General features: G+C 51.8%; 15 protein-coding genes and 1 riboswitch. All 15 genes read left to right on the top strand.

All coding sequences use genetic code 11. From position 1 onward, the window contains the following. The first annotated feature begins 4 nt into the window (after positions 1-4). The 15 genes from WFK81_RS12920 (at position 5) to WFK81_RS12850 (ending at position 14,587) form a co-directional block, all read left to right on the top strand. Positions 5-1,645, top strand: coding sequence for a spore germination protein (locus WFK81_RS12920; protein ID WP_336786824.1), 1,641 nt, complete (start codon positions 5-7; stop codon positions 1,643-1,645). Between the two features lie 137 nt (positions 1,646-1,782). Continuing rightward, positions 1,783-3,111 (top strand): diaminopimelate decarboxylase, encoded by a 1,329-nt coding sequence (gene lysA / locus WFK81_RS12915; RefSeq protein ID WP_336786823.1) that lies wholly within the window; start codon positions 1,783-1,785, stop codon positions 3,109-3,111. Positions 3,112-3,165: 54 nt separating this feature from the next. Next, entirely contained in the window at positions 3,166-3,597 is a 432-nt protein-coding gene (locus tag WFK81_RS12910) for a peptidylprolyl isomerase (RefSeq protein WP_127494281.1), read from the top strand. Between the two features lie 31 nt (positions 3,598-3,628). Beyond that, positions 3,629-3,836, top strand: a riboswitch (FMN riboswitch). Between the two features lie 263 nt (positions 3,837-4,099). Then, positions 4,100-5,206 carry a bifunctional diaminohydroxyphosphoribosylaminopyrimidine deaminase/5-amino-6-(5-phosphoribosylamino)uracil reductase RibD gene (gene ribD, locus WFK81_RS12905; RefSeq protein ID WP_336786822.1) on the top strand — a complete coding sequence of 369 codons (1,107 nt, stop codon included), beginning with the start codon at positions 4,100-4,102 and terminating at the stop codon, positions 5,204-5,206. Between the two features lie 15 nt (positions 5,207-5,221). Beyond that, positions 5,222-5,893 (top strand): riboflavin synthase, encoded by a 672-nt coding sequence (gene ribE / locus WFK81_RS12900; protein WP_336786821.1) that lies wholly within the window; start codon positions 5,222-5,224, stop codon positions 5,891-5,893. Between the two features lie 34 nt (positions 5,894-5,927). Further along, the gene (ribB, locus tag WFK81_RS12895) at positions 5,928-7,085 is read left to right on the top strand and encodes a 3,4-dihydroxy-2-butanone-4-phosphate synthase (RefSeq protein WP_336786820.1); all 1,158 of its coding nucleotides are present in this window, start codon (positions 5,928-5,930) and stop codon (positions 7,083-7,085) included. A gap of 42 nt (positions 7,086-7,127) precedes the next feature. Next, the gene (gene ribH / locus WFK81_RS12890; RefSeq protein WP_336786819.1) at positions 7,128-7,598 is read left to right on the top strand and encodes a 6,7-dimethyl-8-ribityllumazine synthase; all 471 of its coding nucleotides are present in this window, start codon (positions 7,128-7,130) and stop codon (positions 7,596-7,598) included. 76 nt (positions 7,599-7,674) lie between these two features. Then, positions 7,675-8,454: a segregation and condensation protein A gene (locus WFK81_RS12885; RefSeq protein ID WP_336786818.1), complete on the top strand. Its 780-nt coding sequence runs from the start codon at positions 7,675-7,677 to the stop codon at positions 8,452-8,454. Next, positions 8,423-9,043 (top strand): SMC-Scp complex subunit ScpB, encoded by a 621-nt coding sequence (gene scpB, locus WFK81_RS12880; RefSeq protein WP_336786817.1) that lies wholly within the window; start codon positions 8,423-8,425, stop codon positions 9,041-9,043. Before WFK81_RS12885 ends, scpB begins: the two co-directional genes overlap by 32 nt. Before the next feature lie 224 nt (positions 9,044-9,267). Beyond that, positions 9,268-10,263: a methionine ABC transporter ATP-binding protein gene (locus tag WFK81_RS12875; RefSeq protein WP_336787320.1), complete on the top strand. Its 996-nt coding sequence runs from the start codon at positions 9,268-9,270 to the stop codon at positions 10,261-10,263. Next, positions 10,260-10,937 carry a methionine ABC transporter permease gene (locus WFK81_RS12870; RefSeq protein ID WP_336786816.1) on the top strand — a complete coding sequence of 226 codons (678 nt, stop codon included), beginning with the start codon at positions 10,260-10,262 and terminating at the stop codon, positions 10,935-10,937. The genes WFK81_RS12875 and WFK81_RS12870 overlap by 4 nt, the downstream gene beginning before the upstream one ends. 45 nt (positions 10,938-10,982) lie before the next feature. Next, the gene (locus WFK81_RS12865; protein WP_336786815.1) at positions 10,983-11,831 is read left to right on the top strand and encodes a MetQ/NlpA family ABC transporter substrate-binding protein; all 849 of its coding nucleotides are present in this window, start codon (positions 10,983-10,985) and stop codon (positions 11,829-11,831) included. Between the two features lie 170 nt (positions 11,832-12,001). Continuing rightward, positions 12,002-12,691 carry a DUF2953 domain-containing protein gene (locus WFK81_RS12860; RefSeq protein WP_336786814.1) on the top strand — a complete coding sequence of 230 codons (690 nt, stop codon included), beginning with the start codon at positions 12,002-12,004 and terminating at the stop codon, positions 12,689-12,691. 134 nt (positions 12,692-12,825) lie between these two features. After that, positions 12,826-13,293, top strand: a complete 468-nt coding sequence (gene ytfJ, locus WFK81_RS12855; protein WP_336786813.1) for a GerW family sporulation protein — start codon at positions 12,826-12,828, stop codon at positions 13,291-13,293. A 112-nt stretch (positions 13,294-13,405) separates the two neighbouring features. Next, positions 13,406-14,587 carry a D-alanyl-D-alanine carboxypeptidase family protein gene (locus WFK81_RS12850; protein ID WP_442956056.1) on the top strand — a complete coding sequence of 394 codons (1,182 nt, stop codon included), beginning with the start codon at positions 13,406-13,408 and terminating at the stop codon, positions 14,585-14,587. Positions 14,588-14,680: the final 93 nt, after the last annotated feature.

Raw genomic sequence — 14,680 nt, 5'->3', positions numbered from 1 at the left:
GACGATGAGGGACCGGGAGAAGGATCGGGAACAAAATAGCGGGGAACCCCCGTTTATGTACATACCGGAGGCGCAAAAAAAGGAAGAGCAGGGGATGGCAATCCCGACTCCTCCTTTTGAAATAACCAATCGGACGGCTAAGCCGGAGAAGACGCTCGCAAGACATGACAAAGAGGACGGCGGGGACGATGCGATTCCGGGCAGTCTTGACGAAATCTTGAAGCGGCTGGAGAACGAAGTCGGGTTTAAAGTAAGCTTTGATATCGTCGTGCGCGAAATGACGTTTGGAGAACGGCGTGTCGCTTTTTTCTATATGAATGGCCTGGCAAAGGACACGGTTCTTACCGAAATTTTGAAGCGGCTTACTTATTTGCAGCCGGATGACGTTACAGGCGATGCTTTTCATGACTTCTTTCATATGTATGTTCCCGCCGCGCAGGTGGAAAAGAAGGACAAGTGGAATGATATGCTGACCTTTGTCTTATCCGGCTCGACGGCGATGTTTATCGATAAAGAACCGCAAGCGATCATTATCGATGCCAAAGCCTTCCCGTCGCGAAATCCGGAGGAGCCGACGCTTGAACGCGTTGTGCGGGGCAGCCGCGACGGTTTTGTCGAGACGCTGATGATGAACATTTCGCTCGTCCGCAGGCGCCTGCGCGATCCTCAGCTTCGCTACGAGCTTGTTAGGGTCGGGGAGCGGACGCAATCCGACATCTGTATTGCCTACATTAACGACTTGGCCGATCCGGAGCTGGTCAAATCCATTAAGGACAAAATCAGCCTTGTGCACATAGACGGTCTGCCGCTTGCGGACAAGCAGCTGGAGGAAGCAACCGTGCAGCGCGGCTGGAATCCGTTTCCGCTCGTACGGTATTCCGAACGGCCGGATGTCGTGGCCGCCCATCTGCTTGAAGGCTCCGTCGTTGTTTTTGTGGATACGTCGCCAAGCGCAATGATTCTGCCGACCACCTTCTTTGACCTGATTCAGCATGCCGAGGAGAACCGGCAGACTCCGTTCATCGGAACCTATCTGCGGTGGGTCCGTTTTCTCGGCATTTTCTCCTCGTTGTTCTTGCTGCCGTTATGGCTTTTATTCGTGATCCATCCGGAGCTGAAGCCTCAGGCTCTAGCTTTCCTGGGGCCCGAAAAAATCGGCAAGCTGCCGCTAATCGTGCAGTTTCTCATCGTGGAGGTTGGCGTTGATCTTATGAGGCTGGCTTCGGTGCACACGCCGTCTACGCTCGCCACGGCGGTTTCCCTCGTTGCCGCGATAATGGTTGGCGACATTGCCGTGAAGACCGGGCTTTTTATCAACGAGGTTATTCTGTATATGGCCATTGCCGCCATCGGGATGTTTGCGACGCCAAGCTATGAGCTGGGGCTTGCGAACAGGATTGTGAGGCTAATGCTCATTGTCGCCGTCTCGTTATTTAACGCGCCGGGATTTGTGATTGCCACGACCGCGATTCTGATCATGCTGAGCATGCAGCGTTCGTTCAACCGTCCGTATATGTGGCCGTTTATTCCGTTTGATTACAGAGCGATGTGGAACATCATCGTAAGGAAGCCGGTGCTCAAAAACAGAACCCGTCCAAACCTGCTCCGCCCGCAGCAAAGCGACAAAATGCCGCGTACCGAGTAGAGGCCAAGAAATGCAAATCAAATGTGAATTTATCCATTTCTCTCAAGGTTAGATTGCGCTATACTGTGGCTATTGGTGCAAATCGTAATCAACTTCTATTACGTTCCCGTAGTAGATATCTGAGGGGGATATAAATCGTGTACTTACATGGCACAAGCAAAATCAATGCCCAGGGACATCTGGAGATTGGCGGGGTTGACGTAACGGATCTGGCGAAGGAGTACGGCACGCCGCTCTACATCGTCGACGAGGCGCTGATTCGTCTACGGGCAAATGAATATGTATCCGCATTTAAGGAATCCGGCCTTAAATTTCAGGTCGCTTACGCAAGCAAAGCATTCTCGGTTATGGCGATGTGCGCCATTGCCGACCAAGAGGGCTTGTCGCTCGACGTCGTATCCGACGGAGAGCTGTACACGGCTCTTCAAGCAGGGTTTCCGGCGGCACGCATCCACTTCCACGGCAACAACAAGACGCCGGACGAAATCAACATGGCCCTGGACGCCAATATCGGCTGCTTCGTTGTAGACAACTTTGTAGAGCTGCGCCTGCTGAATGCGCTTGCCGCGGACAAAGGGAAAAAAGTAAAAATCCTGTTCCGCATTACGCCGGGCGTAGAAGCGCATACGCATGAATATATATCGACTGGCCAGGAAGATTCCAAGTTTGGCTTTGATCTCGGCAACGGTGCCGCGAAGCAGGCCATCCAGGAAGCTCTTGAGCTGTCGAACCTCGAAATTCTTGGCGTGCATTCCCATATCGGCTCCCAAATTTTCGAAGTTGACGGCTTCCGCATGGCGGTTGACAAGGTTGTGGCGTTCGCCGTTCAAATCCGTGACGAGCTGGGGCTTACTTTCAAGGTGATTAACCTTGGCGGCGGCTTCGGCATTCGTTATGTGGAAGGAGATACTCCGCTTCCGGTGGCCCAATACGTTGCGGCGATTACCGATGCGGTTATTTCGAATTTCTCGGCTGCGAACTTCCCGCTTCCGGAAATCTGGGTTGAGCCGGGACGCAGCATCGTAGGCGATGCAGGCACAACCCTGTATACCGTAGGGACTATGAAAGATATTCCGGGGGTGCGCAAATATATCGCGGTGGACGGCGGCATGATGGATAACCCTCGTCCGGCGCTTTATCAATCCCGTTACGAAGCGATTCTGGCGAACCGCGCGAACGAAGCCAATACGGAGACCGTTACGATTGCCGGCAAAGCCTGCGAAAGCGGCGACAAGCTTATTATCGACCTTGAGCTGCCAAAAGCGGAAACGGGCGACTTGCTTGCCGTATCCTGCACAGGCGCTTATAACTACTCGATGGCAAGCAATTACAACCGGTTCCGCCGTCCTGCCGTTGTCTTCGTAAAAGACGGTCAATCCGACCTCGTTGTACAGCGCGAATCGCTCGAAAATATCGTCGGCAACGACGTAATTCCGGCAAGACTTCTCAAATCGCTTGCTAAGTGAGGGAGATTTTTGGTAACGTAGTCTTATTCGGACATAGAAAGGTAGATGTTAGACATGGCTAAACAAGCAAAAATCACACTTGAGAACGGCGCAGAGGTTATTCTCGATCTGTTCGACCAAGATGCTCCAAATACGGTAGCAAACTTCGAAAAGCTTGCAAACGAAGGTTTCTATAACGGTGTGGTATTCCACCGCGTTATCCCTGGCTTCGTTGCGCAAGGCGGCTGCCCTAACGGCACAGGCACTGGCGGTCCCGGCTACACGATCAACTGCGAGATCAACCCGAACAAGCATGAGCGCGGTACGCTCGCTATGGCACACGCAGGCCGCAACACAGGCGGAAGCCAATTCTACATCTGCTATCAACCACAGCCGCATCTGGACGGCCAACATACGGTTTTTGGCAAGGTTGCAAAAGGCATGGAGCATGTTGACGCGTTTAAAGGACGCGATAAAATGCAAAAGGTTGAAGTTTACGAAGTTTAATGTTAAGATACTAACAAATTTATAGTTTGTGGCTTACCTTCGGGGCAGGGTGAAAATCCCAACCGGCGGTGATCGAGCGGCGCTTGCACAACAGGAATTACCTGCGTGCGGCGCTTTCTCGTCAGTCCGTGACCCGGGCCATTCCATGCAAGAGCGATTCATCGCATTGCGCGGAAAGGAACGGTGGACCTGGTGCAAATCCGGGACCGACAGTACAGTCTGGATGGGAGAAGGGGACACATTTGATGCGTTTGCGCATGAGCGTTCGTGCTTATTTTTCTTGTGCTTATTTTCACAAGAGAGATAGGTTTGTTTGAAATATAAGAAAGTATACAGGGTTTATATTTTTATACTGGACTTATATTTCATCGGCAAAACGTATGCGGTACTTCCTTGGACTGCATGGCCGTTTGCGTTTGAACTGCTTTTTTTTGCAAGCATGGAATGGTTATTTTTCCCACCCCCGTTGGCTAAGCTGGCTAATGGGGGTGTTTTTGCATTTATGGAAATTTTAAACGATTCGTACTATATGAGTCTTGCTCTTGATCTCGCGGCCAAAGCATCCGGGCAGACCGGCATTAATCCGGTTGTTGGCTGCGTCGTTGTGAAGGATGGACGGATTATCGGCGTAGGTACCCACCTTAAGCGGGGGACAGGTCACGCCGAGGTGCATGCGCTGCAGATGGCCGGCGACGAAGCGGAAGGGGCAACGGTGTATGTAACGCTTGAGCCGTGCAGCCATTACGGCAAAACGCCGCCTTGCTGCGAGCGCATTATCAATGCGAAGGCTGCTCGCGTCGTAGTGGCGACCACGGATCCCAATCCGCAGGTTGCGGGCAGAGGGATCGCGCGTCTCCGGGAGGAGGGCATCGAGGTCGTGGTTGGTCTGCTCGAAGAGCAATCCCGGAGCATGAACGAGAAATTCAACAAGTACATTACGACCCGGCTGCCTTTCGTAACGCTTAAGACGGCAAGCACGCTGGATGGCAAAATCGCCTCCCATACCGGAGACAGCCGCTGGATCACCGGGTCGGCCGCCCGTGAACAGGTGCATACGCTGCGCCATCAGCATGAGGCGATCATGGTGGGCATCGGGACTTTGCTGGCGGATGATCCACAGCTTACGACCCGCGCGGCTGTTCCGGCGATTCATCCGGTTCGGATTATCGTGGATAGCCAGCTTCGCCTGCCGCTGGACGCTAGAGTCGTGACGGACGGTTTATCCCGAACGATTGTACTCGCTTTCGCGAAGGCCGATCCGGCTCGCGAGAAGGCGTTGACCGAAGCCGGCGTTGAAGTCATCCGCTGCGGCGAAGGAGAGCAGGTTGATCTGGCTGAAGCGATGCGCAAGCTTGGCGAGCTGGAGATTGGTTCGATTCTGCTGGAGGGCGGCGGCAAGCTTAACGGCGCCATGCTGGAGGCCGGATTAATCGATAAAATAATGATTTACATGGCAACTAAGATTATCGGCGGCTTTGACTCCCCCGGCACCTTTACGTTCGCCGGGTTCGAAAAAATGTCGCAAGCCATCGAACTGGACAATGTGAAGGTAGAGATGGCGGGAGAAGATATTTGCATATCGGGATATCCGGTATACGGCAATGAATAGATTGGGGGAGTGCCCGTGTTTACCGGCCTGATTGAGGAAGTTGGCACTTTAAGACGGGTTAAGAAACAAGGCGAAGCGATGGTTCTGACGGTGGAAGCTTCAAAGGTTACGGAAGGCGTCGCCCTTGGCGACAGCATTTCCGTAAACGGCGTATGTCTAACCGTTATCGCCTTCGACCGGACATCGTTTGATGCGGACGTGATGCCGGAGACTTACCGGAAGTCCAATCTGCATCAGCTTCGACCGGGCCAGGACGTCAATCTGGAGCGGGCGATGATGGCCGGAGGCCGATTCGGCGGTCACATCGTGCAGGGGCATGTGGACGGAGTTGGCATCATCACCGGCCGGGAGACGGATGCGAATGCGGTTGTGTTCGCCATTCGGCTGGCTGACGACGAAATGATGCGGTATGTCATTCCGAAGGGCTCTATAACGATTGACGGAATCAGCTTAACGGTGGTTGGTACCCATGCCGCCGGCTTCTCGGTATCGGTGATCCCGCATACGTTGGGAGAAACCGCGCTGATGAACAAGAAAGCCGGCGATTCGGTCAATATCGAATGCGATGTCATCGGCAAATACGTCGATCATCTGCTGCATTACAAACCCTCCGGCAGACCGGGTTCTTCCGGGCGGACCGAATCAAAGCTTAGCGCAGCTTTTTTAAGCGAAAATGGTTTTTTGTAAAAAGAGGGTAACCGGATAGCAGGGAGGGAAATTGATGAATAGACAAGAGTTGGAACTGCAAGAAGATCTGTTTGACTCGATGGAAGCCGCGCTGGAGGATTTGAAGGCCGGCAAGCCGATTATCGTAGTGGACGACGAGGACCGCGAGAACGAGGGAGATTTGATCGCCTTGGCGGAGACGGCGTCTCCCGAAGTTATTAATTTCATGATTACGGAAGCACGCGGCTTGGTCTGCGTTCCTATCACGAGAGAGCGCGCCGAGCAGCTTGATCTGCCGCCGATGGTTCAGCATAATACGGATTATCATGGCACGGCCTTTACGGTATCCGTAGATCACGTTTCCACGACGACGGGGATCTCAGCCTATGAACGTTCGCAGACGGTCAAAGCATTGATTGACCCGGCGACGAAAGCAACGGATTTCCGCAAGCCGGGGCATATTTTCCCGCTGGTTGCGAAGGATGGCGGCGTTATCCGCCGCGCGGGCCATACGGAAGCCGGCATCGATCTTGCCCGGATGTGCGGGTCGGAGCCTGCGGCAGTCATTTGCGAGATTATTAAAGAGGACGGTACGATGGCCCGTCTTCCGGATCTGATCGCTTTTAAAGAAAAGCATAACCTGAAGCTGATTACCATCCAAGGAATGATTGCTTACCGCAATGCCAAGGAAAAGCTTGTCGACCGCATCGTAGAGGTTGACATGCCAACGGACTTCGGGAACTTCCGGGCGATTGCCTTCTCCAATCAAGCAGACGGCAAAGAGCATATCGCGTTTGTGAAAGGCCAGATTGCTTCTGATAAGCCGGTGCTGGTCCGCGTTCATTCGGAATGCCTGACAGGGGATGTCTTCCATTCGCATCGCTGCCAATGCGGTCCGCAGCTGCAATCGGCGCTGGAGCAAATCAATGAGGAAGGCAGCGGCATTCTCCTCTATATGCGTCAGGACAGTCAAGGGCTTGTAAACAAGCTGAAGACCTACGCTCAGCTCGATCAAGGAGCGGACAAAGATGAGGTTAAGCCTAAGATGGATCTTCGCGATTACGGCGTTGGAGCTCAAATTTTGCGAGACCTTGGCGTCCGCCAAATGCGCTTGCTCACGAATAACCCGCGCAAGATCAGAGGCCTCGAGGGTCATGGAATCGAAATCGTTGAACGGGTACCGATTGAAATCCGCGAAGGCGGCAAGAAGTAAAGCAAGCCAAAAAATTAGACATAACGATCAGGAGGGCTTAACATGCCAAACGTATTTGAAGCAAGCGTAGTATCGGAAGGACTTCGATTCGGAGTCGTTGTTGGACGTTTTAACGAATTTATTTCAGGGAAGCTGCTCAGCGGTGCACTTGACGGCTTCAAGCGCCATGGTGCGCAAGAAAACGATGTGGATATCGCGTGGGTGCCTGGCGCATTCGAAATTCCCCTTATCGCGCAAAAAATGGCGGAAAGCAGCAAGTACGATGCCGTCATTACGCTTGGCGCCGTTATTCGGGGATCAACTCCGCACTTTGACTACGTGTGCAACGAGGCGGCAAAAGGCGTAGCCGCAATTGCGCTGAAAACAGGCGTGCCAACGATTTTTGGCGTGCTGACGGTTGATTCGATCGAGCAAGCGATTGAGCGCGCGGGCACAAAGGCTGGAAATAAAGGCTACGAAGCAGCTGTTTCTGCAATAGAGATGGCAAATTTGTCGAAATTACTGCATAATTAGAGTAATAGCTCAAATTATGCTGCGTTACTTGTTATAGAACGTCAGCCATTTGCGCATGGCAGGGGGATCGTAAGAAGTGACGATGCACTACAAGTTGGAATCCTTTGAAGGACCGCTCGATTTGCTGCTTCATCTTATCGATAAGTCAGAAATCGACATCCATGAGATTTCGATTAGTGAAATAACGGATCAATACATGGACTACTTGAATGCGATGAAGGAATTGGAGCTGGAGCTGACAAGCGAGTTTCTGGTTATGGCGGCGACGCTGCTGGCCATCAAGAGCAATCAGCTGCTGCCCAAGCCTCCCGTCTTTGAGGACTTCTATGAAGAATGGCCGGATGACGGCCTTGATCCGAGGGACGAGCTTATTCAGAAGCTGGTCGAATATCGCAAATTCAAGCAAATTGCAGAGCAGCTTCGGGAGAAGGAACTGGAGCGCAGCCTTGTCTATTCCCGCGAGCCGGATGATATGACGCCGTACATGAAAGAAGAGATCGTCAATCCGCTCGAGGGCTTGCATATCTCCGACCTGATTGCCGCATTCCAGCGGGCGCTGCGCAGAGCGGCGCGGCGCAACATCGTGGCCACCGTGCAGCGGGACGAAATCTCGGTGAAGGACCGCATTCGGGACATTGTTGATGTCCTGAAGCAGTTCGAGACCGTGCGGTTCTCCCGTCTGATACGCGAGAATATGAACAAGCATGAGGTTGTGGTGACGTTCCTTGCCATTCTGGAGCTGATGAAGATGAAACATATTCGCTGCTTCCAGCATCAGCTGTTTGATGACATCGTCATTCATTGGAGAGGAGAAGCGGCGGACAATGGATTATCCGAAGTTGAAATCGATTATTGAAGGCTTGCTGTTTATGGCAGGCGACGAAGGGCTGAACAAACGGCAGTTAGCCGATATTTTGCAGCTTGATGCCGATTTGGCGGCTGATCTTGTGTATGACCTTCACAGGGATTTGGCTCGCGAGCAGCGCGGGGTGCAGGTAACGGAGGTAGCCGGGGCTTACCGGATGACCACGAATCCGGACCATGCCGCATACTTTGAACGCATGGCGTATACGCCGACGCGTTCCCAGCTGTCGCAGGCTGCCCTTGAGACCTTGTCCATTGTGGCTTACCGGCAGCCGATTACCCGCATCGACATTGAGGAGATCCGGGGCGTCAAGAGCGACCGGGCCATTCAGTCGCTTGTGTCCAAGGACTTAATTGAGGAAGTCGGACGGGCTGAGGCAATCGGCAGGCCGATTTTGTACGGAACAACGAAATCATTCCTTGATTATTTTGGATTGCCGAACATTAAAGCATTGCCGGAACCCAAACAAGTTGATATTGAAGAAGCGCTCGAGGAACAGACGCAAATGTTGTTCGAGCGTTTGGGCGAACGCCAAACCACGATTGACGAGTTTATTCCGGTTCCTGACGATAAGGAATAATCGGATGATCAGGTCTTTCTAAAGAGTGGTTGAAATGATGAACAAACGGTCCGTTATTTCCGCAGAAGCGGGATAACGGACTTTTTCCTTTTTTTATCCAGTGACAATTGCGCTTGAAATTGGTTATAATGGCGGTTGTCCTTTTTTTAATGGACAGGATGAACCTGTATGATCAGGGGATTCTAGCAGTAATGGCATACGATGGATAGCAGGAGGTAATACCACTGATTGAGCTTCTGGACATTAGAAAAACTTACGGAAACAGCGTTGAAGCTGTTAAAAATATAAGCCTAACCATCAATAAAGGTGAAATATTCGGCATTATCGGACATTCCGGGGCAGGCAAGAGTACCTTGCTTCGTTGCGTGAATTTGCTGGAGCGCCCAACTTCGGGGACGGTGAAGGTAGGGGATGTGGAGCTGACCGGGCTGTCGTCCACGCAGCTGCAGAGGGAACGGCGAAGAATCGGAATGATTTTTCAGCATTTTAATCTTTTATCGATGGCCACTGTGCGCGAGAATATCGCTTTTCCGCTTGAGCTTGCCAAGATGCCGAGAGCAGCGGTCAAGGAACGGGTAGACGAGTTATTAAAGCTTGTAGGGCTGGAGCAGCACGCGGACAAGTATCCGGCGCAGCTCTCCGGCGGTCAGAAGCAGCGCGTGGGAATCGCCAGAGCGCTGGCGAACAATCCGGATGTGCTGCTATGCGACGAGGCCACCTCGGCGCTGGATCCTCAGACGACAAACGCGATCCTGTCGCTTCTGATGGATATTAATCAAAAGCTGGGCATCACGATTCTGCTGATCACGCACGAGATGCACGTCATCCGGGCTATCTGTGACCGAGTTGCCGTCATTGACGGAGGCGAGATCGTCGAGATGGGGGATGTTCTGGATGTGTTCCTGAAGCCGCAGCATTCGATTACGAAGGATTTCGTCAGCCAAATCGCGGATTCCTTCGATCCGCGCGAGCTTATTCACACAAGAAGCGGGCGTCTCATCAAAATCAACTACGTTGGCGAGATTACGTACGAACCGCTTCTGTTTAACGCGGTCAAATCAACCTCCGTTCAATTTACGATCCTGCAAGGAACCGTCTCACGCATGAAGAATACGCCTTATGGACAGTTGGTCATCGAGTTTATAGGCGATAACGGTGAGATTGACAGGGTGCTTGACGAACTTCGGGCGAAAGGGCTGGAAGTAGGTGATTTGAAATGATGCTGAAGCAGAACATTGACTGGAGCCAGGTGCGCTGGGAGGACATTTGGCCGGCAACCAAAGACACGCTGACGATGATTGGCGCTTCGCTATTATTTACCGTCATTATCGGTTTGGTAATTGGGGTTATTTTATTCCTGACCTCCAGAAAACAGCTGCTTGAACAGCCTGTGGTGTACGGCTTGTTATCGCTTGTTGTTAATATCCTGCGCTCGGTACCTTTTGTCATTCTAATGATTCTGATCATGCCAATGACAAAGCTGCTGACCGGTACGACACTAGGCGTGCAGGGTACGATTCCGCCGCTTGTTGTTGCGGCGGCCCCGTTTTTCGCCAGACTGGTGGAAACGTCTCTCCGCGAGGTGGACAAGGGTGTTATTGAGGCAGCGCAGGCGATGGGCGCCTCCAGATGGGATATCGTCAGGCGTGTCCTGCTTCTTGAGGCGAGACCGGGCTTGCTCGCGGGAATTACGATTACGGCGGTAACGTTAGTGTCTTATACGGCAATGGCGGGCGTTATCGGCGGCGGTGGTCTCGGCGACCTTGCCCTGCGCTACGGTTATCAAAGATTCCAGCTTAGCGTTATGATCGTAACGGTAGTCATGCTAATTATTTTGGTTCAACTCCTGCAGATGGCGGGCGACCATTTGGTTCGCCGGTTTAGCCGGAAGTAAGGTGAACAACATAGAAGCAACATAGAGAAGATGGAGGAAAGGGAAATGAAGAAATTTGGTTTTATTCTGCTTGCTCTTACGCTCGTCATTGCGTTATCCGCATGCGGCGCGAAGAAGGATGAGAACAGCACGAACAACGCTTCGGCAGGCAATGGCAGCAACGAAGTGAAAGAAGTAACCTTGAAGGTTGGCGCTTCACCGGTGCCGCACGCTGAAATTCTTAATTTCATCAAGCCTGCCTTGAAGGAACAAGGCGTTAATCTCGAAGTGGTTGAATTCAACGACTATGTTCAGCCGAATACGCAATTGTACGAAAAAGAACTGGACGCAAACTTCTTCCAGCATACGCCTTACCTTGACCAATTCAACAAAGACAAAGGTTACGACCTTGTAAGTGTTGCGGGCGTTCACATTGAGCCTATGGGCGCTTATTCGAAAAAAATCAAAAGTGCCGACGAACTGAAAGACGGTGCTAAAGTCGTTATTCCAAACGACCCGACAAACGGCGGCCGTGCGCTTCAGCTGCTTGCCGCTAACCATGTTATCAAGCTTAAAGACGGCGTTGGCGTATCCGCAACCGTGCACGACATTACCGAAAATCCGAAAAACCTGAAAATTACCGAGGTAGAAGCCGCTACTCTTCCGCGCGTTCTGGGTGAAGTCGATCTTGCTGTGATCAACTCCAACTTTGCGCTCGAAGCGGATCTTGTTCCTACGAAAGACGCTATCTTCATCGAAGGAAGCGACTCGCCTTACGTAAATATTCTGGTTGCCCGTCCGGATAACAAAGATTCCGACGCTATTAAGAAGTTGGCTGCGGCTCTGCAATCCCCCGATGTAAAGAAATTCATCGAAGACAAATATGCAGGCGCTATCGTGCCGGCGTTTAAATAATCGATACAGGAAATAAACCGTGCAGATGTATCTGCGCGGTTTATTTTTTTGCGGCTGTTTTCATAAAATCTAGCAGACAAACTTGTACCCTGGGGAATTTTTGCATGAATTTCAGTGGCCAAGCCATACTACAAGTAACCTATTTTTCATAAAGCTGGAGGAAGCATGGAATGATCGGTTATCCGTATGTTTGGGCAGTTGCGGCCGGTCTCATCATTATGCTTTTCCTTCTCATTGTCTTGGTATCGCCGGTTGTGATCCAGGGGCAGCTGAGACGCGATGGGGAAAATGACGACATCGAGATCAATTTCAAGGCGGTCTTTGGATTATTGCGCTATAAATTCAAGATCCGCTCGATTGATTTCAGCGGCAAGGCGATCCGTCTGCATGAGCATTTAATGGGTACAAGCATCGGCATGAGCAGCAAGGACGAGAAGCATGATGAAATAGACACGCACCGCGTAATGGCTGGAATCGAGAAATACAAGCGTGCCGCCGCATTGACCTACAATCTCTCTCATTGGGCAAAGCAAACGTTAGCGAAGATCAAGCTGGAGGAGTGGAAATGGTCCAGTTCCGTAGGCACGGGGGATGCGATGTGGACAGCGATGGCAACGGGCATGCTATGGTCGGTAAAATCAACGACCTTGGGCGTATTGTCGCAATTTGTAAAGCTGAGAGCCGAGCCGAGGGTAGATGTGCAGCCGGTGTACGCGCAAACCACTTTTCAAACCGAATGGAACTGTATCGCCAAGATTGGTTTGGGCAATGCCATCATGGCGGGCCTGCATCTGCTGGTTCGCCTAAAGAAAGCAAAGGAAGGCGTCCAGGCATGGCGAAGCTTGCTTTTTAAAGTATAGGACGCTTAAGGTATCATTCGCGCTAATGTTCCGTACCGTACATAGTCTATAGCCCGAATGAGCACAATACCAAAAGTGTAGGCGAGTCCTCATCCATAACGCACAAACACAATTTAACTTCAGGAGGAGTCACAATGCCAGAACATCCAATTCAAGGCCTGATGCAGACCGCAATGGAAAATATCAAAGAAATGGTCGACGTGAATACAATCGTTGGAGATCCTGTTCAAACGCCGGACGGCAGCATCATTATGCCGATTTCGAAGGTGGGCTTCGGCTTCGTGGCAGGCGGCAGCGATATCCGTTTCGACGGCTCTGTCTCTCATGAACAATCAACAGCGTCCGACGGCCACAACCATCACAATGCCGGCATTGCAGCGCCGTTTGGCGGCGGCAGCGGCGGCGGGGTTTCGATTACGCCAATTGCTTTTCTGGTCGTTGGAACGCATGGCGTGAAGATTGTACCGCTCGATAACCAGACGCATCTCATGGAGCGCATTATCGATTCGGCCCCTGTCGTATTCGAAAAAGTGCAGCATATGTTTAGGACATCAGCCGGCAAACATGACTATATAACAGATGGTAACGACACCCTCATCTAGGGAAACTGCCCGCAAGGGCAGTTTTTCGTTTAAGGGCATGTCTTAATTTGCCCATGCGGAGCATATACTGTACAAGGTGAGGGCTGACGAAAGGAAAGGAGCAGCGAAAGACGTGATAGGAAGACAGCTTCGCCGGATAGGAATCGCCCTTTGGGCAGCAAGTTTGATTTGGGGGACAAGCTTTGCGGCATCGGTGCATGCAGCGCCAAATCCGTATCATACAAGCGCAAATGCTTCAGCTCTGGTTGATGTGAAGTCGGGCAGAATTCTGTACAGCGAGAATGGAGAGCAATCGATGCGTATTGCCAGCCTGACAAAAATCATGACCGCAATTGTTGCAATCGAGCATGGCAAGCTGTCGGATCGGGTAAAGACGAGCAGCAGAGCGGTTGGCAAAGAAGGCTCCTCCATTTATCTGCAGCTGGGTGAGGAAATGACCCTGCTCAATTTGCTGTATGGACTTATGCTGCGTTCCGGCAACGATGCGGCAACAGCGATTGCCGAGCATGTAGGAGGCTCTGAAGAGGGCTTTGTGCATCTGATGAACGAGAAAGCCGAAATGCTTGGTTTAACGCACACCCAATTCAAAAATCCGCATGGTCTTGATGTGGACGGGCATTACTCATCTGCCAATGACCTAGCCAAACTGACGGCATATGCGCTTCGGAATCCGGTATTCGCCGAAATTGTGAGCACCAAGGTCAAAAGCGTCCCGAATCCTCATGAGAAATGGCAGTACAGCTGGACGAACAAGAACAAAATGCTGGCCATGTATGAGGGTGCGGACGGCGTTAAAACCGGCTATACCAAAAAAGCGCTGCGCTGTCTCGTCAGCTCGGCGACACGAAACGGACAGCAGCTTGCTGCCGTTACTTTGAATGACCGGGATGATTGGGTAGATCACCGCCATATGCTCGATTGGGGCTTCAAAAACTATCCGCTGATGGAAGTGGCAAGCAAAGGGCAGACGATTGCCGGTTACCCGTTAGCTGTGGGCAATTCCTTCTATTATCCGTTAGCCGAAGAGGAACGGGGCAGCCTGCAATCCCGGCTGGTCGTTATTGATATGGCTACGATGAACTATAAGCTTGGGGAACGCGGCGCGCTTGAATGGTATTTGAACGAACAGAAGATCGGATCCATTCCCGTATATGATATCGGAAGCGCAAGGATGAGCTTGCCGGAACGCAAGCCGATGTCGGATGCCGCATTGCTGCATGATTACAAAAAAGCTTCCGGTGAGCATGAAAGCTTCATACATTCGATAACTGCTGTTATCGGTGCACTATTTTGAAATATAGGCTTGGCTGCTTATATTTCGCATGCGGGACGTATGCAGAGCATTAGCATCCGTTTACGCTTGGCTAATCGGGGGAGGTAAGCCAAT

The sequence above is a fragment of the Paenibacillus sp. MMO-177 genome (assembly GCF_037147795.1).
Classification (GTDB): Bacteria; Bacillota; Bacilli; order Paenibacillales; family Paenibacillaceae; genus Pristimantibacillus.
This window is presented reverse-complemented; position numbering and strand designations above follow the sequence as displayed.